The organism is Stenotrophomonas sp. SPM (genome assembly GCF_003105135.1).
Lineage (GTDB): Bacteria > Pseudomonadota > Gammaproteobacteria > Xanthomonadales > Xanthomonadaceae > Stenotrophomonas.
Map to the genome: position 1 here is coordinate 1 of NZ_QETL01000094.1, position 15,528 is coordinate 15,528.

28 protein-coding genes and 1 pseudogene are annotated in these 15,528 nt (G+C 62.6%); all 29 read left to right on the top strand.

Annotation, left to right across the window (positions count from 1 at the left end; translation table 11 throughout):
• Positions 1–142: pseudogene (gene tuf / locus DCO49_RS16000) on the top strand (elongation factor Tu); the annotation flags it as partial.
• Positions 143–474: 332 nt separating this feature from the next.
• Positions 475–786 carry a 30S ribosomal protein S10 gene (gene rpsJ, locus DCO49_RS16005; protein WP_010341589.1) on the top strand — a complete coding sequence of 104 codons (312 nt, stop codon included), beginning with the start codon at positions 475–477 and terminating at the stop codon, positions 784–786.
• 11 nt (positions 787–797) lie between these two features.
• Positions 798–1,448, top strand: coding sequence for a 50S ribosomal protein L3 (gene rplC, locus DCO49_RS16010; RefSeq protein ID WP_025879301.1), 651 nt, complete (start codon positions 798–800; stop codon positions 1,446–1,448).
• A 12-nt stretch (positions 1,449–1,460) separates the two neighbouring features.
• The gene (rplD, locus tag DCO49_RS16015) at positions 1,461–2,066 is read left to right on the top strand and encodes a 50S ribosomal protein L4 (RefSeq protein WP_004145337.1); all 606 of its coding nucleotides are present in this window, start codon (positions 1,461–1,463) and stop codon (positions 2,064–2,066) included.
• The gene (gene rplW, locus DCO49_RS16020) at positions 2,063–2,362 is read left to right on the top strand and encodes a 50S ribosomal protein L23 (RefSeq protein ID WP_079220754.1); all 300 of its coding nucleotides are present in this window, start codon (positions 2,063–2,065) and stop codon (positions 2,360–2,362) included. Before rplD ends, rplW begins: the two co-directional genes overlap by 4 nt.
• Positions 2,363–2,372: 10 nt before the next feature.
• Complete coding sequence (gene rplB / locus DCO49_RS16025; RefSeq protein WP_004145339.1) at positions 2,373–3,200, top strand: 50S ribosomal protein L2; 828 nt, start codon at positions 2,373–2,375, stop codon at positions 3,198–3,200.
• A gap of 6 nt (positions 3,201–3,206) precedes the next feature.
• On the top strand, positions 3,207–3,476 hold the full coding sequence (gene rpsS / locus DCO49_RS16030; RefSeq protein WP_004145340.1) for a 30S ribosomal protein S19: 270 nt from the start codon (positions 3,207–3,209) through the stop codon (positions 3,474–3,476).
• A 12-nt stretch (positions 3,477–3,488) separates the two neighbouring features.
• On the top strand, positions 3,489–3,824 hold the full coding sequence (gene rplV, locus DCO49_RS16035; protein ID WP_004145348.1) for a 50S ribosomal protein L22: 336 nt from the start codon (positions 3,489–3,491) through the stop codon (positions 3,822–3,824).
• Between the two features lie 18 nt (positions 3,825–3,842).
• Positions 3,843–4,577 carry a 30S ribosomal protein S3 gene (gene rpsC / locus DCO49_RS16040; RefSeq protein WP_004145350.1) on the top strand — a complete coding sequence of 245 codons (735 nt, stop codon included), beginning with the start codon at positions 3,843–3,845 and terminating at the stop codon, positions 4,575–4,577.
• 5 nt (positions 4,578–4,582) lie between these two features.
• Complete coding sequence (gene rplP, locus DCO49_RS16045; protein ID WP_004154486.1) at positions 4,583–4,996, top strand: 50S ribosomal protein L16; 414 nt, start codon at positions 4,583–4,585, stop codon at positions 4,994–4,996.
• A complete protein-coding gene (gene rpmC, locus DCO49_RS16050) occupies positions 4,996–5,181 on the top strand; it encodes a 50S ribosomal protein L29 (protein ID WP_004145353.1) in 186 nt (61 codons plus the stop codon). Before rplP ends, rpmC begins: the two co-directional genes overlap by 1 nt.
• Before the next feature lie 11 nt (positions 5,182–5,192).
• A complete protein-coding gene (gene rpsQ, locus DCO49_RS16055; protein ID WP_079220755.1) occupies positions 5,193–5,462 on the top strand; it encodes a 30S ribosomal protein S17 in 270 nt (89 codons plus the stop codon).
• Between the two features lie 11 nt (positions 5,463–5,473).
• A complete protein-coding gene (rplN, locus tag DCO49_RS16060) occupies positions 5,474–5,842 on the top strand; it encodes a 50S ribosomal protein L14 (RefSeq protein ID WP_010483978.1) in 369 nt (122 codons plus the stop codon).
• A 16-nt stretch (positions 5,843–5,858) separates the two neighbouring features.
• Entirely contained in the window at positions 5,859–6,176 is a 318-nt protein-coding gene (rplX, locus tag DCO49_RS16065; protein ID WP_079220756.1) for a 50S ribosomal protein L24, read from the top strand.
• Between the two features lie 11 nt (positions 6,177–6,187).
• On the top strand, positions 6,188–6,730 hold the full coding sequence (rplE, locus tag DCO49_RS16070; RefSeq protein WP_079220757.1) for a 50S ribosomal protein L5: 543 nt from the start codon (positions 6,188–6,190) through the stop codon (positions 6,728–6,730).
• A gap of 18 nt (positions 6,731–6,748) precedes the next feature.
• Complete coding sequence (rpsN, locus tag DCO49_RS16075; protein ID WP_079220758.1) at positions 6,749–7,054, top strand: 30S ribosomal protein S14; 306 nt, start codon at positions 6,749–6,751, stop codon at positions 7,052–7,054.
• A gap of 256 nt (positions 7,055–7,310) precedes the next feature.
• Positions 7,311–7,709 carry a 30S ribosomal protein S8 gene (gene rpsH, locus DCO49_RS16085; RefSeq protein WP_005408210.1) on the top strand — a complete coding sequence of 133 codons (399 nt, stop codon included), beginning with the start codon at positions 7,311–7,313 and terminating at the stop codon, positions 7,707–7,709.
• Between the two features lie 18 nt (positions 7,710–7,727).
• The gene (rplF, locus tag DCO49_RS16090; RefSeq protein ID WP_108767852.1) at positions 7,728–8,252 is read left to right on the top strand and encodes a 50S ribosomal protein L6; all 525 of its coding nucleotides are present in this window, start codon (positions 7,728–7,730) and stop codon (positions 8,250–8,252) included.
• 32 nt (positions 8,253–8,284) lie between these two features.
• Positions 8,285–8,638, top strand: coding sequence for a 50S ribosomal protein L18 (gene rplR, locus DCO49_RS16095; protein WP_005408212.1), 354 nt, complete (start codon positions 8,285–8,287; stop codon positions 8,636–8,638).
• A gap of 161 nt (positions 8,639–8,799) precedes the next feature.
• Entirely contained in the window at positions 8,800–9,342 is a 543-nt protein-coding gene (gene rpsE, locus DCO49_RS16100; protein WP_004145411.1) for a 30S ribosomal protein S5, read from the top strand.
• Complete coding sequence (gene rpmD / locus DCO49_RS16105) at positions 9,335–9,526, top strand: 50S ribosomal protein L30 (RefSeq protein WP_004154497.1); 192 nt, start codon at positions 9,335–9,337, stop codon at positions 9,524–9,526. The genes rpsE and rpmD overlap by 8 nt, the downstream gene beginning before the upstream one ends.
• A gap of 6 nt (positions 9,527–9,532) precedes the next feature.
• On the top strand, positions 9,533–9,976 hold the full coding sequence (gene rplO, locus DCO49_RS16110; protein WP_116864877.1) for a 50S ribosomal protein L15: 444 nt from the start codon (positions 9,533–9,535) through the stop codon (positions 9,974–9,976).
• A 7-nt stretch (positions 9,977–9,983) separates the two neighbouring features.
• On the top strand, positions 9,984–11,351 hold the full coding sequence (gene secY, locus DCO49_RS16115) for a preprotein translocase subunit SecY (protein ID WP_079220761.1): 1,368 nt from the start codon (positions 9,984–9,986) through the stop codon (positions 11,349–11,351).
• Between the two features lie 345 nt (positions 11,352–11,696).
• On the top strand, positions 11,697–12,053 hold the full coding sequence (rpsM, locus tag DCO49_RS16120; RefSeq protein ID WP_004145437.1) for a 30S ribosomal protein S13: 357 nt from the start codon (positions 11,697–11,699) through the stop codon (positions 12,051–12,053).
• 11 nt (positions 12,054–12,064) lie between these two features.
• The gene (rpsK, locus tag DCO49_RS16125; RefSeq protein ID WP_004145443.1) at positions 12,065–12,454 is read left to right on the top strand and encodes a 30S ribosomal protein S11; all 390 of its coding nucleotides are present in this window, start codon (positions 12,065–12,067) and stop codon (positions 12,452–12,454) included.
• A gap of 15 nt (positions 12,455–12,469) precedes the next feature.
• A complete protein-coding gene (gene rpsD / locus DCO49_RS16130; protein ID WP_004145446.1) occupies positions 12,470–13,099 on the top strand; it encodes a 30S ribosomal protein S4 in 630 nt (209 codons plus the stop codon).
• Between the two features lie 55 nt (positions 13,100–13,154).
• Positions 13,155–14,153 (top strand): DNA-directed RNA polymerase subunit alpha, encoded by a 999-nt coding sequence (gene rpoA / locus DCO49_RS16135; protein ID WP_079220762.1) that lies wholly within the window; start codon positions 13,155–13,157, stop codon positions 14,151–14,153.
• Between the two features lie 191 nt (positions 14,154–14,344).
• A complete protein-coding gene (gene rplQ / locus DCO49_RS16140) occupies positions 14,345–14,728 on the top strand; it encodes a 50S ribosomal protein L17 (RefSeq protein WP_116864878.1) in 384 nt (127 codons plus the stop codon).
• A 231-nt stretch (positions 14,729–14,959) separates the two neighbouring features.
• Positions 14,960–15,466 (top strand): disulfide bond formation protein B, encoded by a 507-nt coding sequence (locus DCO49_RS16145; RefSeq protein WP_108767854.1) that lies wholly within the window; start codon positions 14,960–14,962, stop codon positions 15,464–15,466.
• The last annotated feature ends 62 nt before the right edge of the window (positions 15,467–15,528 follow it).

The following is a 15,528-nucleotide window of genomic DNA, read 5'->3' on the forward strand; positions in this document are numbered from 1 at the left end:
CGAGATGGTGATGCCGGGCGACAACATCAAGATGGTTGTCACCCTGATCAACCCGGTCGCCATGGACGCCGGCCTGCGCTTCGCAATCCGCGAAGGTGGGCGTACCGTCGGCGCCGGTGTGGTCTCCACCATCATCGAGTAATCTGCTACACTCTGCGCCCCGATGTTGCCTGGGTAGGGCATCGGGGCGTATCAAACGGGAAAGTAGGCACAGGATGTGCCTTGTGTTCCCCGGACCAGGAAGGGTCAATGCCATTCAGGCGGCGTCAACAGGAAACTGTTGACAGCTGCCTTGCGTGCCATTATGCTTCGTCGTCTGGGCAGGCCTGTTTCTAGGTCTGCCTACGTTTTTGAGGTCTACGGATTGACCTTGTCGGCCTGCAGGAGTGCGGGCCGTCCGTATTCAGGGATTTCATGGGACAAAGCAACCCAGAGGCTTTGTCTGTCGCTCTTTTAACGAAGGAACCTACCGCCATGGCGGACCAAAAGATCCGGATCCGGCTGAAAGCGTTCGATCATCGTCTGATCGACCGTTCGGCCAGCGAGATCGTTGAGACGGCCAAGCGGACCGGCGCGCAAGTGCGTGGCCCGATCCCGCTGCCGACCAAGATCGAGCGTTACACCATCCTCGTCTCCCCGCACGTCGACAAGGACGCGCGTGACCAGTACGAGACCCGCACGCACAAGCGCGTGCTCGATATCGTTGACCCGAATGACAAGACCGTGGACGCGCTGATGAAGCTCGAACTGGCTGCCGGCGTCGACGTTCAGATCAAGCTGACCTGAGGACTACGACCATGACGAAGAAGTATTCGTTGGGCTTCGTGGGCCGCAAGGCCGGCATGAGCCGTGTGTTCACCGAAGATGGCCGCTCCATCCCGGTGACCCTGATCGAAGCAACCCCCAACCGCATCGCGCAGATCAAGACCGTCGAAACCGACGGCTACAGCGCCGTGCAGGTGACCGTCGGCGCTCGTCGCGCTGCCCTGGTCAACAAGCCGGAAGCCGGCCACTTCGCCAAGGCGAAGGTGGAAGCGGGTCGTGGCCTGTGGGAATTCCGCGTTGAAGACGCGCAGCTCGGCGATTTCGCCGTTGGCGGCGAAGTCAAGGCGGACATCTTCGAAGTCGGCCAGATCGTCGACGTCCAGGGTGTCACCAAGGGTAAGGGCTTCCAGGGCACCATCAAGCGCTACAACTTCCGTATGGGCGATGCAACCCACGGTAACTCGCTGTCGCATCGCGCGCCGGGTTCCTTGGGCCAGCGCCAGACCCCGGGTCGCGTTTTCCCGGGCAAGAAGATGTCGGGCCACATGGGCGCAGTGCAGCAGAGCACGCAGAACCTGGAAGTGGTCAAGGTCGACGTGGAGCGCGGTCTGATCGCGGTTCGCGGCGCCGTTCCGGGTGCGGCGGGTGGCGACGTGATCGTCCGTCCGGCGAGCAAGGCATAAGGAGAGATGACGATGGAACTCGTTATCACGGGTAGCAACAACAAGGTCTCGGTCTCCGACGCCGTGTTCGGTCGCGATTTCAGCGAAGATCTGGTCCACCAGGTCGTCGTTGCTTACCGCAACGCCGGTCGCGCCGGCACCAAGGCGCAGAAGACTCGCTCCGAAGTGGCAGGTACCACCAAGAAGTCGAAGAAGCAGAAGGGCGGCGGCGCGCGTCATGGCGCACTGACGGCTCCGATCTTCGTCGGCGGCGGTGTCACCTTCGCGGCAAAGCCGCGCAGCTTCGAGCAGAAGGTCAATCGTAAGCAGTACCGTGCCGCCATGTGCGCGATCCTGTCCGAGCTGAACCGTCAGGGCCGTCTGACCATCGTGGAGTCCTTCGATGTCGAAGTGACCAACACGAAGGGTCTGATTGCCAAGCTGGCCGGCCTGGAAGTGGGCAAGCGCCCGCTGATCGTCACTGAAGAAGCCTCCGAGCACCTGTACCTGTCCGCCCGCAATCTGCCGTACGTGCAGGTGCGTGACGTCCAGGGTCTGGACCCGGTGTCGCTGGTCGGTGCCGACACGGTCGTCATCACCGCTGATGCGGTCAAGAAGGTCGAGGAGTGGCTGGCATGAACAGCAACGAAAAAATCTTCAGCGTGCTGCGTGCCCCGCGTGTCTCCGAAAAGACCGCTCGCATTCAGGAACTTTCCAACCAGTATGCCTTCGAAGTTTCGAACGAAGCCACCAAAGCCGATGTAAAGGCCGCGGTCGAGCAGCTGTTCGGCGTCAAGGTCGAGGCTGTCAACGTGGTCAACGTCAAGGGCAAGAACAAGTCCTTCCGTAACCGTGCTGGCCGCCGCGGCGATTGGCGCAAGGCGTACGTTCGCCTGGCCGACGGCCAGTCGATCGATGTAACGGCCAAGGCCTGAGGTACATCCCATGCCATTGATGAAATTCAAGCCCACTTCCCCCGGTCGCCGTTCGGCCGTGCGCGTGGTTACCCCCGACCTGCACAAGGGTGCTCCGCACGCCGCACTGGTCGAGTCGCAGAGCCGCTCGGGTGGTCGTAACCACCATGGCCGCATCACCGTGCGTCACGTCGGTGGTGGTGCCAAGCAGCACTACCGCATCATCGACTTCAAGCGCAACAAGCTGGGCATCCCGGCGCGCGTGGAACGCATCGAATACGATCCGAACCGCACCGCCCACATCGCCCTGCTGTGCTACGTCGACGGCGAGCGTCGTTACATCATCGCCCCGAAGGGTCTGAAGGCTGGTGATCAGGTGATCGCTGGTTCGGACGCCCCGATCAAGGCTGGTAACACCCTGCCGCTGCGCAACATCCCGGTCGGTACCACCATCCACTGCATCGAACTGAAGCCCGGCAAGGGCGCTCAGATCGCCCGCGCCGCTGGTGCGGCCGTGCAGCTGGTTGCCCGCGAAGGCATCTACGCCACCCTGCGCCTGCGCTCGGGTGAAATGCGTAAGGTTCCGGTCGAGTGCTGCGCCACCATCGGTGAAGTCGGCAACGACGAGCACAGCCTGGAAAAGCTGGGCAAGGCCGGTGCCAAGCGTTGGCGCGGCGTCCGCCCGACCGTTCGTGGTGCTGCCATGAACCCGGTTGACCACCCGCACGGTGGTGGTGAGGCCAAGGCCGGCCAGGGTAATCCGCATCCGGTCACCCCCTGGGGTGTCCCGACCAAGGGTTACAAGACGCGCCATAACAAGCGCACTCAGCAGTTCATCGTCCGCGATCGTAGGGGCTAATCGACCATGGCACGTTCACTCAAGAAGGGCCCGTTTGTCGATCACCACCTGGTTGCTAAGGTGGCTGCCGCTGCGGGTAGCAAGCGTCCGATCAAGACCTGGTCGCGTCGTTCGATGATCCTGCCTGACATGGTAGGCGTCACCATTGCCGTGCATAACGGCAAGAACCACATCCCGGTTCTCGTCAACGAGAACATGGTCGGCCACAAGCTCGGCGAATTTGCCATCACCCGGACCTTCAAGGGTCACGGTGGTGACAAGAAGTCGGGTAAGTAAGGAGAGATGACAATGGAAGCGAAAGCCATCCTGCGCACTGCGCGCATCTCCCCGCAGAAGGCTCGTCTGGTCGCTGACCAGGTGCGCGGTCTGCCGGCCGAACGTGCGGTCAACCTGCTGAAGTTCTCGGACAAGAAGGCTGCCCACCTGATCAAGAAGGTGGTGGAGTCGGCTATTGCAAATGCCGAGAACAACCAGGGCGCCGACGTCGACGAGCTGAAGGTTCAGACCATCATGGTTGATGAAGGTCCGACCCTGAAGCGTTTCATGGCGCGGGCGAAAGGCCGCGGTACCCGCATCCTCAAGCGCACCAGCCACATCACTGTGGTTGTGGGCGCCGCCAAGTAAGCGGATAAGGAAAAGACCATGGGTCATAAAGTTCATCCGATTGGTATCCGCCTCGGCATTTCCAAGGACTGGAACTCCAAGTGGTACGCCAACAAGGCCGAGTTCGCTGGTTACCTGGCAGCCGACCTGAAAGTGCGCGAAATGCTGCGCAAGAAGCTGGCTCAGGCCGGCATCAGCAAGATCCTGATCGAGCGTCCGGCCAAGACCGCTCGCGTGACGATCCACACCGCCCGTCCGGGCGTGGTGATCGGCAAGCGCGGTGAGGACATCGAGAAGCTGCGCAAGGAAGTGAGCGAGATGATGGGCGTCCCGGCGCACATCAACGTCACCGAAGTGCGCAAGCCGGAACTGGACGCTCAGCTCGTTGCCGAGTCGATCGCCCAGCAGCTGGAGCGCCGCATCATGTTCCGCCGCGCCATGAAGCGCTCGGTCGGCAACGCGATGCGCCTGGGTGCCCTGGGCATCAAGGTCAACGTGGGTGGCCGCCTCAACGGTGCAGAAATCGCCCGTTCGGAGTGGTACCGCGAAGGCCGCGTGCCGCTGCACACCCTGCGTGCCGACATCGACTATGGCTTCGCTGAAGCCAAGACGACCTACGGCATCATCGGCATCAAGGTCTGGATCTACAAGGGCGAGGTCTTCGATTTCTCCCAGGTTGGCCAGGAAAAGCAGGACGACACCCCGTCGCGCAACGATCGTCACGATCGCGGCGACCGCGGTGACCGTCAGCGCCCGGCTCGTGAAGCGAGGTAACGACAATGTTGCAACCCAAGCGAACCAAGTACCGCAAGGTGCACAAGGGCCGTAACGACGGCCTGAGCTGGAGCGCCAACGCTGTCAGCTTCGGCGAATACGGCCTCAAGGCAACCGCCCACGGTCAGCTGACCGCGCGTCAGATCGAAGCGGCCCGCCGCTCGATCAGCCGCTACGTGAAGCGCGGCGGCAAGATGTGGATCCGTGTGTTCCCCGACAAGCCCATCACCAAGAAGCCCATCGAAGTTCGAATGGGTTCGGGTAAGGGCAACGTGGAATACTGGGTGGCCCAGATCCAGCCCGGCCGCATGATCTATGAAATCGAGGGTGTCTCGGAGGAAGTGGCACGCGAGGCGTTCCGCCTGGCCGCCGCCAAGCTCTCGGTCACCACCACTTTCGTGACCCGGACGGTGCGCTGATGGAACTGAAAACTCTCCGTGAAAAGTCGGCTGACGAACTGAAGGCCCACCTGATCGACCTGCGTAAGGAACAGTTCTCTGTCCGTATGCAGCAGGTCACCGGCCAGCTGCCGAAGACTCACGATATCCGCCGCGTCCGTCGCGAGATTGCTCGCGTCAAGACGCTGCTCGGCAGCACGAAGTAAGGACGGCCGCTATGAGCGACAATATCGAAAACAAAGCGCTGCGCACGGTCGAAGGCCGTGTGGTCAGCAACAAGATGGACAAGACGGTTACCGTCCTGGTTGAGCGTCAGGTCAAGCACGCGCTGTACGGCAAGTACATCAAGCGCTCGACGAAGCTGCACGCCCACGATGCCGACAACGCCTGCAAGGAAGGCGATGTCGTCCGCGTGACCGAGATTGCTCCGATGTCCAAGACCAAGAACTGGCGCGTGGTGGAAGTCATCACGCGCGCGGCTGAATAAGGAGCTGAATCATGATCCAGATGCAGAGCTACCTTGACGTCGCGGACAATTCGGGTGCCAAGCAGGTGATGTGCTTCAAGGTGCTGGGTGGTTCCAAGCGCCGTTACGCCGGCATCGGCGACATCATCAAGGTCACCGTGAAGGATGCGATTCCGCGCGGCAAGGTCAAGAAGGGTGAAGTGTATGACGCCGTCGTGGTGCGTACCCGCAAGGGTGTGCGTCGCGCCGACGGTTCGCTGATCCGCTTCGACGGCAACGCTGCCGTCCTGCTGAACAACAAGCAGGAGCCGATCGGCACCCGTATCTTCGGGCCGGTGACTCGTGAACTTCGTTCGGAGAAGTTCATGAAGATCGTCTCGCTCGCTCCCGAAGTGCTGTGAGCGACAGGAGATAATCATGGCTAACCGTATCAAGAAGGGCGACCAGGTTGTCGTCAACGCTGGCAAGGACAAGGGCAAGCAGGGCGAAGTCGTCCGCGTCGACGGCGACCGTGTGGTCGTCGGCAACGTGAACATCGTCAAGCGCCACACCAAGCCGAACCCGCAGGCAGGTGTTGCCGGCGGCGTGGTCGAGCGCGAAGCTTCGATCCATATCTCCAACGTGAATGTGCTGAACCCGGCTTCGGGCAAGGGCGAACGCGTTGGCTTCAAGGTGCTGGAGGATGGACGCAAACTGCGTGTGTTCCGCTCCAGCGGTGAGGCGCTCGACGCCTGAGGAATGAGAAGATGAGTTCCCGTCTCGAAAAGTTCTACAAGGAAGAAGTGGTACCGGCGCTGATGAAGCAGTTCGGTTACACCAATCCGATGGAAGTGCCGAAGCTTGTCAAGGTCACCCTGAACATGGGTGTCGGCGAAGCGGCCACCAACAAGAAGATCCTGGAAAACGCCGTCGGCGACATGACCAAGATTTCCGGCCAGAAGCCGGTTGTCACCAAGTCGCGTGTGTCGGTTGCGTCGTTCAAGATCCGTGATGGTTGGCCGATCGGCTGCAAGACCACGCTGCGTCGCCACAAGATGTACGAGTTCCTGGATCGCCTGATCAACATCTCGCTGCCGCGCGTGCGCGACTTCCGCGGTGTGTCCGGTCGTTCCTTCGACGGTCGCGGCAACTTCAACATGGGTGTGAAGGAACAGATCATCTTCCCGGAAATCGACTTCGACGCTGTCGACGCGATCCGCGGCATGGATATCGCCATCACCACCACTGCGAAGACCGATGCGGAAGCGAAGGCGCTGCTTGCAGCGTTCAAGTTCCCGTTCCGTAACTGATCCGTCGAGGAATCCGAAATGGCAAAGACCTCCATGGTCAACCGCGACATCAAGCGGGAAAAGCTGGCAAAGAAGTACGCTGAGAAGCGTGCGGCTCTGAAGAAGATCGTGTCCTCCGTGGACGCGACCTACGAAGAGAAGATCGACGCCGCAACCAAGCTGGCCAAGCTGCCGCGCGATTCGTCGCCGAGCCGCCACCGCAACCGTTGCGAACTGTCGGGTCGTCCGCGTGGCGTCTACAGCAAGTTCGGCCTGGGCCGTAACAAGCTGCGCGAAGCCACCATGCGTGGCGACGTCCCGGGTCTGCGCAAGGCCAGCTGGTAATCCCAGCCGGCCCTGTGATCAGGAGCCCCTTCGGGGGTTCCTGAACCGGGCAGGGGAGGCATTCAGCTTCCCCAATGCAAAAAAGCAGGGAGCCCGGCGCAAGCCGGGCTCTTTTGGCGTATACTCCCGCGTCTTGCTCTGTGCAAACGGGGTAGCAGGGCAGTCCAATGGCCTGCCGCAACAAGGGGCCTGGCCCGTTTCCAGGAGACAACAGATTTTCGCGAAAGCGGATATCGGTGCACTCAAAGGTACTCATATGAGCATGACTGATCCCATCGCCGACCTGCTGGTCCGCATCAAGAATGCGGCCGCGGTTGGCAAGCAGACGGTGAAAGCCCCGTCGTCCAAGATCAAGGTTGCGATCGCCCAGGTCCTGAAGGACGAGGGTTACATCACCGACCTGCGCGTGACCCAGCTGGAAAACAACAAGTCCGAGCTGGAAATCGTGCTGAAGTATTTCGAAGGCAAGCCGGTCATCGCGACCCTGAAGCGCTTCTCGCGTTCGGGCCTGCGCCAGTACCGCGGCAAGAGCGAGCTGCCGAAGGTCATGAATGGCCTGGGCATCTCCATCATTTCCACCTCCAAGGGCATCATGACTGATGCGCAGGCGCGCCAGCTGGGCGTCGGCGGCGAAGTCCTGTGCTTCGTGGCCTAAGGCGAAAGGAGTAATACTATGTCCCGCGTAGCCAAGAAGCCCGTCACCCTGGGTAAGACTGAACTGAACGTCCAGGCCGATTCCGTCACCGTCAAGGGCCCGAAGGGCACCCTGTCGCTGCCGAAGCCGGCTGGCATTGCCATCAACGTCGACAACGGCGTTGCCACCCTGAGCACCGAGAACGCTGACCTGGTCCCGCTGACCGGCACCGTCCGCGCCATTCTGGCCAACATGGTCAAGGGTGTGTCCGAAGGCTTCGAGCGCAAGCTGGAGCTGGTCGGCGTGGGTTACCGTGCTGCCATGCAGGGCAAGGACCTGAGCCTTTCGCTCGGTTATTCGCACCCGATCGTGTTCGTGGCGCCGGAAGGCATCACCATCACCACCCCGACCCAGACCGAAATTCTGGTGCAGGGCGCTGACAAGCAGGTCGTCGGTGAAGTCGCCGCCAAGATCCGTGCGTTCCGCAAGCCGGAACCGTACAAGGGCAAGGGCGTGAAGTACTCCGACGAAGTCATCATCCGTAAGGAAGCCAAGAAGGCCTAATCAGGCTCTTCCGCTTTCAAGGGAAAAAAATCATGAACAAGAACATCGCCCGCCTGCGTCGCGCCAAGTCGACCCGCGCCCACATCCGTGAGCTCGGCGTTGCCCGCCTGTCGGTGCTGCGCACCGGCCAGCACCTGTACGCCCAGGTCTTCACCGCTGACGGTTCCAAGGTGCTGGCTGCTGCCAATACCACCCAGACCGACGTCATGGAAGGCCTGAAGAACGGCAAGAACGCCGATGCCGCCGCCAAGGTTGGCCGTATCGTTGCTGAGCGCGCCAAGGCCGCCGGCGTCGAGAAGGTTGCCTTCGATCGTTCGGGCTACCGCTACCACGGCCGCATCAAGGCCCTGGCAGAAGCCGCCCGCGAAGCCGGCCTGCAGTTCTAAGGGACAAGGGCAGGGGGCCTCGCGTCCCCTGTCCGCCTGCTCGCCCGCCTGAGTGAGGCGGGGCGGCGCCGCTCTTCTGCAGCGGCCCACCGTACCAACGCGGTACTCCACAACCATAAGCGGCCCCGAGCCGTACATACCCAAACTACCAAGGAATCAAGATGGCAGAAGAACGTCAGCAGCGGGGTCGCGATCGCGACCGTAACCGCGAAGAGAAAGTCGACGACGGCATGATCGAAAAGCTGGTCGCGGTCAACCGCGTCAGCAAGACCGTCAAGGGTGGCCGCCAGTTCACCTTCACCGCCCTGACCGTGGTCGGCGACGGCGAAGGCAAGGTCGGTTTCGGTTATGGCAAGGCGCGCGAAGTGCCGGTCGCCATCCAGAAGTCGATGGAACAGGCTCGCAAGAACCTGGTCAGCGTTGACCTGAACAACGGCACCCTGTGGCACACCATCAAGGATGGTCACGGCGCAGCCCGCGTGTTCATGCAGCCTGCCTCCGAAGGTACCGGCGTCATCGCCGGCGGTGCCATGCGCGCCGTGCTGGAAGCGGTTGGCGTGAAGAACGTGCTGGCCAAGGCCACCGGTTCGCGCAACCCGATCAACCTGGTGCGTGCCACCGTGAAGGGCCTGTCTGCTGCGCAGTCGCCGGCTCGCATCGCGGCCAAGCGCGGCAAGAAGGTGGAGGAACTCAACCATGGCTAATGAGTCCAACAAGACTGTGAAGGTGCGCCTGGTGCGCGGCCTGCGTGGTACCCAGTCGCGTCACCGCCTGTCGGTGCGTGCCCTGGGCCTGAACAAGCTCAACGATGTCCGTGAACTGAAGGACAGCCCGCAGGTTCGCGGTCTGATCAACACCGTTCACTACCTCGTCAAGGTTGAGGAGTAATCGATCATGACTCTGCGTCTCAATGAACTGAGCCCGGCACCGGGCGCCCGCACCGAGCGTACCCGCGTCGGTCGTGGTATCGGCTCGGGCCTGGGCAAGACTGCCGGCCGCGGCCACAAGGGTTCGTTCGCCCGTAAGGGTGGCGGCAAGATCAAGGCTGGCTTCGAAGGCGGCCAGACCCCCATGCAGCGTCGTCTGCCGAAGATCGGCTTCCGTTCGCCGATCGCCAAGGACACCGCTGAAGTGCTGCTGTACGCGCTGGACAGGCTGCCGGCCGGTGAGATCGACTTCGCCGCCCTGCGTGCTGCCAAGCTGGTCCCGAGCACTGCAAAGAAGGCCAAGGTCGTCCTCAAGGGCGAACTGACCAAGGCGTTCACCCTGAAGGGTATTGCTGCCACGGCCGGTGCCAAGGCTGCAATCGAAGCTGCCGGCGGCAGCGTGACGGAGTAAGAAAATCATGGCGCAAGCTGGCATCGGTAACCTCGCGGGCGGAATGGGCAAGTTCACTGAACTTCGCCAACGTTTGCTGTTCGTCGTCGGGGCTTTGATCGTCTATCGCATCGGCTGTTATGTGCCGGTGCCGGGCGTCAATCCCGATGCCATGCTTGCCATGATGCAACAGCAGGGCGGCGGCATCGTGGACATGTTCAACATGTTCTCGGGCGGCGCCCTGCACCGTTTGAGCATCTTCGCGCTCAACGTGATGCCGTACATCTCGGCATCGATCGTGATGCAGCTGGCCACCCACATCTTCCCCGCCCTGAAGGCGATGCAGAAGGAAGGTGAGTCCGGCCGTCGCAAGATCACCCAGTATTCGCGCATCGGCGCCGTGCTGCTGGCGGTGGTGCAGGGCGGTTCGATCGCCTTGGCGCTGCAGAACCAGGTGGCACCGTCGGGCGCTCCGGTCGTCTACGCACCGGGCATGGGCTTCGTGCTCACTGCCGTGGTCGCGTTGACCGCCGGCACCATGTTCCTGATGTGGGTCGGTGAGCAGGTCACCGAGCGCGGCATCGGCAACGGCGTGTCGCTGATCATCTTTGCCGGTATCGTGGCGGGCCTGCCGGGTGCTGTCATCCACACCTTCGACGCTTACCGCGACGGCAACATCCAGTTCATCCAGCTGCTGCTGATCGCCATCGTCGTCCTCGCCTTCACCTTCTTCGTGGTGTTCGTCGAGCGCGGCCAGCGCCGGATCACGGTGAACTACGCGCGCCGCCAGGGTGGTCGCAACGCGTACATGAACCAGACCTCGTTCCTGCCGCTGAAGCTGAACATGGCCGGCGTAATCCCGGCGATTTTCGCCTCGAGCCTGCTGGCCTTCCCGGCCACCCTGGCCATGTGGTCCGGCCAGGCCGCCAACCAGAGCGCGGTCGGCCAGACCCTGCAGAAGGTCGCCAACGCCCTGGGCCCGGGCGAGCCGCTGCACATGATCGTGTTCGCTGCGCTGATCACCGGTTTTGCGTTCTTCTATACCGCGCTGGTGTTCAACTCGCAGGAAACCGCCGACAACCTGAAGAAGTCGGGCGCGCTGATCCCGGGCATCCGTCCGGGCAAGGCCACCGCCGACTACATCGACGGCGTGCTGACCCGCCTGACCGCTGCCGGTTCGGCTTACCTGGTGATCGTCTGCCTGCTGCCGGAACTGATGCGCACGCAGCTGAACGCCTCGTTCTACTTCGGTGGTACTTCGCTGCTGATCGTGGTGGTGGTGGTGATGGACTTCATCGCCCAGGTGCAGGCGCACCTGATGTCCCACCAGTACGAGAGCCTGCTGAAGAAGGCCAACCTGAAGGGCGGCAACCGCGGCGGTTTTGCCCGCGGCTGATAAGCCTGTTATACTTTCGTCTTCCTGACGTGATGGTCCTCCGCTTCGCGGACTCTGGCCACACAAACGAAGGGCGGCCCCCGCAGCGGTTCCGGGTGGGGGTGTGGCGAGGTGGTCCTGCGCTGGAGTAGCGCGGGCGGCCCCGGGGAAACCCAGGTCCAACCTTGTCCGGCGCCGGAGCCTGGGCACACTCCCCAGGCCGGGTCCATGAAACTTCATTGTTTCACGGGCTTCCATGTAAACCGGAACCTTGTTAGTATCGCTAGTTCACTTTTTTGATCCATCCTGCCGGATTGGCGTGCCTGAGGCGCGCTGTCGGCCATCACTCAGCTGGAGAACCGCGTCATGGCGCGTATTGCAGGCGTCAACCTGCCAGCCCAGAAGCACGTCTGGGTCGGGTTGCAAAGCATTTACGGCATCGGCCGTACCCGTTCGAAGAAGGTCTGCGAAGTCGCAGGCGTTGCTTCGACCACCAAGATCCGCGATCTGTCGGAGCCGGAAATCGAGCGCCTGCGCGCCGAAGTCGGCAAGTACATCGTGGAAGGCGATCTGCGCCGTGAAATCGGCATCGCGATCAAGCGCCTGATGGACCTGGGCTGCTACCGCGGCCTGCGTCACCGTCGCGGCCTGCCGCTGCGTGGCCAGCGCACCCGTACCAACGCCCGCACCCGCAAGGGCCCGCGCAAGGCGATCAGGAAGTAAGGGACCTATAAATGGCTAAGCCTGCTGCTAAGACCAAGAAGAAGATCAAGCGCGTCGTCACCGACGGCGTTGCCCATGTCCACGCTTCGTTCAACAACACCATCGTGACCATCACCGACCGCCAGGGCAACGCTCTGTCGTGGGCGACCTCCGGTGGCGCTGGCTTCCGCGGTTCGCGCAAGTCGACCCCGTTCGCTGCCCAGGTGGCTGCTGAAAAGGCCGGTCGTGCTGCGCTGGACTACGGCGTGAAGTCGCTGGAAGTCCGCATCAAGGGTCCGGGTCCGGGCCGTGAGTCGGCCGTGCGTTCGTTGAACAACGTCGGCTACAAGATCACCAACATCATCGACGTGACGCCTATCCCGCACAACGGGTGCCGTCCGCCGAAGAAGCGTCGCGTCTAAAGGGAGCGATAAGAAATGGCTCGTTATATCGGTCCTACCTGTAAGCTCGCCCGTCGCGAAGGCGCCGACCTGTCCCTGAAGAGCCCGGCGCGTGCGCTGGACTCCAAGTGCAAGCTGGAGCAGAAGCCCGGCCAGCATGGCGCCACTGCCCGCAAGGGCAAGCTGTCCGACTACGCCACCCAGCTGCGTGAAAAGCAGAAGGTCAAGCGTATCTACGGCCTGCTGGAGCGTCAGTTCCGCAACTACTACAAGAAGGCCTCGACCAAGAAGGGCAACACCGGCGAGAACCTGCTGCAGCTGCTGGAAACCCGCCTGGACAACGTCGTCTACCGCATGGGCTTCGCCGTGACCCGTCCGGCTGCCCGTCAGCTGGTGTCGCACCGCGGCGTCACCGTGAATGGCAAGTCGGTCAACCTGGCTTCGTACCAGGTCAAGGCTGGCGACGCCATCGCTCTGTCTGAAAAGGCTGCCAAGCAGCTGCGCGTCCAGGAAGCCCTGACCGTCGCCGCCCAGCATGACCTGAGCCCGTCGTGGGTTGAAGTGGATTCCGGCAAGTTCACCGGCATCTTCAAGGCTGTTCCGGATCGTTCGGATCTGCCTGCGGACATCAACGAAGCGCTGATCGTCGAGCTGTATTCGAAGTAATTCACATTGGAGAGCCCCCGGCGACGGCCGGGGGTTCACTAGGAGAACCCGCAACATGACGGTTACCGCCAACCAGGTTCTGCGTCCTCGCGGTCCGCAGATCGAACGCCTTACCGACACCCGTGCAAAGGTCGTTATCGAACCTTTGGAGCGGGGTTACGGGCATACGCTGGGTAATGCCCTGCGTCGCGTGCTGCTGTCGTCCATCCCGGGCTTCGCCATCACGGAAGTCGAAATCGACGGCGTGTTGCACGAGTACACCACGGTCGAAGGTCTGCAGGAGGACGTGCTCGAAGTCCTGCTGAACCTGAAGGACGTGGCCATCCGTATGCATTCCGGCGACAGCGCCACCCTGTCCCTGTCCAAGCAGGGTCCGGGCGTTGTCACTGCTGCTGACATCAAGGTCGACCACAATGTGGAGATCCTGAACAGCGATCACGTGATCTGCCACCTGACCAAGGATACGGCGATCAACATGCGTCTGAAGATCGAACGTGGTTTCGGCTACCAGCCGGCTGCCGCGCGTCGTCGTCCGGACGAAGAAACCCGTGCCATCGGCCGTCTGGTCCTGGATGCCTCGTTCTCGCCGGTCCGCCGCGTCGCCTATGCCGTGGAAGCGGCGCGTGTCGAACAGCGTACCGACCTGGACAAGCTGGTCATCGATATCGAGACCAACGGCACCATCGACGCCGAGGAAGCCGTGCGCACCGCCGCCGACATCCTCAGCGACCAGCTGTCCGTGTTCGGTGACTTCACCCACCGCGACCGCGGTGCGGCCAAGCCGGCCAACAACGGCGTGGATCCGGTGCTGCTGCGCCCGATCGACGATCTGGAGCTGACCGTGCGTTCGGCCAACTGCCTGAAGGCCGAAAGCATCTACTACATCGGCGATCTGATCCAGAAGACCGAAGTGGAGCTGCTGAAGACCCCGAACCTGGGCAAGAAGTCGCTCACCGAGATCAAGGAAGTGCTGGCTCAGCGCGGCCTGTCCCTCGGCATGAAGCTGGAGAACTGGCCGCCGGCCGGCGTCGCCAGCCACGGCATGCTGGGCTGATATCGGGAATGCCTGGAGGCTCCACCGTTCGCGGTGGGGCCTTCAACGCAGCAACACATCGCCATGACGAACCACAGGTTCGCGGGCAGGTCGTCCAGGACGGATGGCCAGGACCAACCGCAGTCCGCGCAGCAACGCCAGGATGGCGACAACGATCCACACAGCCTCATCATTAACCAAGGAATATCACCATGCGTCACATGAAGTCTGGCCGTAAGTTCAGCCGCACCAGCGCCCACCGCGAAGCGATGTTCAAGAACATGGCCGCCTCGCTGTTCAAGCACGAGCTGATCAAGACCACCCTGCCGAAGGCCAAGGAACTGCGCCGCGTTGCCGAGCCGCTGATCACCCTGGCCAAGGTCGACTCCGTCGCCAACCGCCGTCTGGCCTTCGCCCGTCTGCGTGACAACGAAGCCGTGGGCAACCTGTTCACCATCCTGGGCCCGCGCTACGCGAACCGTCCGGGCGGCTACCTGCGTCTGCTGAAGTGCGGCTTCCGCGCCGGCGACAACGCTCCGATGGCCTACGTCGAGCTGGTCGACCGTCCGGCCGTGGCCGAGGAAGTGGCCGAGTAATCGGACCGCTCCAACGCGGCACAGCGAAAGCCCGGCCTCTGCCGGGCTTTTGCGTTCTGGTAGCGCCGGGCCATGCCCGGCGTTTCCATGTCCGCTACGCTGGCCGGGCGTGGCCCGGCGCTACCCGCAAAGGGATCTGACCCACACCGTTCCGACGGGCGTGCCGTGTGGCGGTTCGAACGGGGCGCGCTCTCGGTTACGCTTGGCGCCTGATCCGTACGAGCGTTGACGATGAATCCTTTGCGCTGGCCCTTCCGCGCCCAGTTCCTGTTGGGCTTCCTGATCTGCGTGGGCCTGCTCGGCTTCGCCATCTTCCTGCAGCTGAAGATGGGCCTGGAGCCCTGTCCGTTGTGCATCTTCCAGCGCCTGGCGTTCGCCGCGCTCGGCCTGCTGTTCCTGATCGGTGCCGTGCACGGCCCGTCCAACCGCCCAGGTCGCGCGACCTACGGCATCCTCGCCTTCATCGCCGCCGCTGTCGGCTTCGGCATTGCCGCGCGCCACGTGTATGTGCAGATGCTGCCGCCGGAAATGGGCTCCACCTGTGGCCCGCCGCTGGCCTTCCTGAGCGAGACGATGGGCCCGCTGGAGGTGTTCCGCACCGTGCTGACCGGTACCGGCAACTGCGGCAACATCGACTGGACCTTCCTGGGCATGACCATGCCGATGTGGTCCGGCGTGTGGTTCGCGCTGCTGGCGCTGTGGGCGCTGGTGGTGTCGCTGCGCAAGGTCAAGCGCTGAAAGCAGAACGGGGCCGGACCCCTTTGCATGGCAAAGGGCGCCGACCCCGTTCGTTGACGCAG

What these genes read in the sequence shown, in the direction of transcription:
- rpsJ (WP_010341589.1), top strand. Translation starts at nt 475, where the DNA reads ATGGCGGACCAAAAGATCCGGATCCGGCTGAAAGCGTTCGATCATCGT.
- rpsH (WP_005408210.1), top strand. Translation starts at nt 7,311, where the DNA reads ATGAGCATGACTGATCCCATCGCCGACCTGCTGGTCCGCATCAAGAAT.
- DCO49_RS16145 (WP_108767854.1), top strand. Translation starts at nt 14,960, where the DNA reads ATGAATCCTTTGCGCTGGCCCTTCCGCGCCCAGTTCCTGTTGGGCTTC.
- rpmD (WP_004154497.1), top strand. Translation starts at nt 9,335, where the DNA reads ATGGCTAATGAGTCCAACAAGACTGTGAAGGTGCGCCTGGTGCGCGGC.
- rpsE (WP_004145411.1), top strand. Translation starts at nt 8,800, where the DNA reads ATGGCAGAAGAACGTCAGCAGCGGGGTCGCGATCGCGACCGTAACCGC.
- rpoA (WP_079220762.1), top strand. Translation starts at nt 13,155, where the DNA reads ATGACGGTTACCGCCAACCAGGTTCTGCGTCCTCGCGGTCCGCAGATC.
- rplO (WP_116864877.1), top strand. Translation starts at nt 9,533, where the DNA reads ATGACTCTGCGTCTCAATGAACTGAGCCCGGCACCGGGCGCCCGCACC.
- rplC (WP_025879301.1), top strand. Translation starts at nt 798, where the DNA reads ATGACGAAGAAGTATTCGTTGGGCTTCGTGGGCCGCAAGGCCGGCATG.
- rplP (WP_004154486.1), top strand. Translation starts at nt 4,583, where the DNA reads ATGTTGCAACCCAAGCGAACCAAGTACCGCAAGGTGCACAAGGGCCGT.
- rpsN (WP_079220758.1), top strand. Translation starts at nt 6,749, where the DNA reads ATGGCAAAGACCTCCATGGTCAACCGCGACATCAAGCGGGAAAAGCTG.
- secY (WP_079220761.1), top strand. Translation starts at nt 9,984, where the DNA reads ATGGCGCAAGCTGGCATCGGTAACCTCGCGGGCGGAATGGGCAAGTTC.
- rplF (WP_108767852.1), top strand. Translation starts at nt 7,728, where the DNA reads ATGTCCCGCGTAGCCAAGAAGCCCGTCACCCTGGGTAAGACTGAACTG.
- rpsM (WP_004145437.1), top strand. Translation starts at nt 11,697, where the DNA reads ATGGCGCGTATTGCAGGCGTCAACCTGCCAGCCCAGAAGCACGTCTGG.
- rplX (WP_079220756.1), top strand. Translation starts at nt 5,859, where the DNA reads ATGGCTAACCGTATCAAGAAGGGCGACCAGGTTGTCGTCAACGCTGGC.
- rpsS (WP_004145340.1), top strand. Translation starts at nt 3,207, where the DNA reads ATGGCACGTTCACTCAAGAAGGGCCCGTTTGTCGATCACCACCTGGTT.
- rplQ (WP_116864878.1), top strand. Translation starts at nt 14,345, where the DNA reads ATGCGTCACATGAAGTCTGGCCGTAAGTTCAGCCGCACCAGCGCCCAC.
- rplD (WP_004145337.1), top strand. Translation starts at nt 1,461, where the DNA reads ATGGAACTCGTTATCACGGGTAGCAACAACAAGGTCTCGGTCTCCGAC.
- rpmC (WP_004145353.1), top strand. Translation starts at nt 4,996, where the DNA reads ATGGAACTGAAAACTCTCCGTGAAAAGTCGGCTGACGAACTGAAGGCC.
- rplV (WP_004145348.1), top strand. Translation starts at nt 3,489, where the DNA reads ATGGAAGCGAAAGCCATCCTGCGCACTGCGCGCATCTCCCCGCAGAAG.
- rplW (WP_079220754.1), top strand. Translation starts at nt 2,063, where the DNA reads ATGAACAGCAACGAAAAAATCTTCAGCGTGCTGCGTGCCCCGCGTGTC.
- rplN (WP_010483978.1), top strand. Translation starts at nt 5,474, where the DNA reads ATGATCCAGATGCAGAGCTACCTTGACGTCGCGGACAATTCGGGTGCC.
- rplE (WP_079220757.1), top strand. Translation starts at nt 6,188, where the DNA reads ATGAGTTCCCGTCTCGAAAAGTTCTACAAGGAAGAAGTGGTACCGGCG.
- rpsC (WP_004145350.1), top strand. Translation starts at nt 3,843, where the DNA reads ATGGGTCATAAAGTTCATCCGATTGGTATCCGCCTCGGCATTTCCAAG.
- rpsK (WP_004145443.1), top strand. Translation starts at nt 12,065, where the DNA reads ATGGCTAAGCCTGCTGCTAAGACCAAGAAGAAGATCAAGCGCGTCGTC.
- rplR (WP_005408212.1), top strand. Translation starts at nt 8,285, where the DNA reads ATGAACAAGAACATCGCCCGCCTGCGTCGCGCCAAGTCGACCCGCGCC.
- rpsQ (WP_079220755.1), top strand. Translation starts at nt 5,193, where the DNA reads ATGAGCGACAATATCGAAAACAAAGCGCTGCGCACGGTCGAAGGCCGT.
- rpsD (WP_004145446.1), top strand. Translation starts at nt 12,470, where the DNA reads ATGGCTCGTTATATCGGTCCTACCTGTAAGCTCGCCCGTCGCGAAGGC.
- rplB (WP_004145339.1), top strand. Translation starts at nt 2,373, where the DNA reads ATGCCATTGATGAAATTCAAGCCCACTTCCCCCGGTCGCCGTTCGGCC.